Genomic DNA, 237 nt, shown 5'->3' with positions numbered 1-237 from the left:
CTGGTAGATCAGGCCACGATTGTGATAGGCGCGGCCATCGGTGGTGCCGAGCTGGATCGCTCTGTCGAAATCGTTGAAAGCCTGATCGTCCTGGCCGGCCATGCGATAGACATTGCCGCGGCCGATATAGGCGACGTCGTAGCTTGGATTGATCTGCAGGGCGGCATTGTAATCGGCAATCGCCTGGGCCTGCGGGCCCATATTGCGATAGACAAGAGCGCGGTTGGCATAAGCCTG

Annotated in this window: 1 protein-coding gene; it reads right to left on the bottom strand. The window is 59.1% G+C overall.

Going from position 1 to position 237, the window contains the following annotated elements:
* A partial coding sequence (locus EOD29_RS34975; RefSeq protein WP_127248923.1) for a tetratricopeptide repeat protein occupies nucleotides 1–237 on the bottom strand: 237 nt, incomplete at both ends.

Origin of the sequence: Mesorhizobium sp. M1A.T.Ca.IN.004.03.1.1, from assembly GCF_003997555.1 — a bacterium.
In the GTDB taxonomy this organism is placed as follows: domain Bacteria; phylum Pseudomonadota; class Alphaproteobacteria; order Rhizobiales; family Rhizobiaceae; genus Mesorhizobium.
This window is presented reverse-complemented; position numbering and strand designations above follow the sequence as displayed.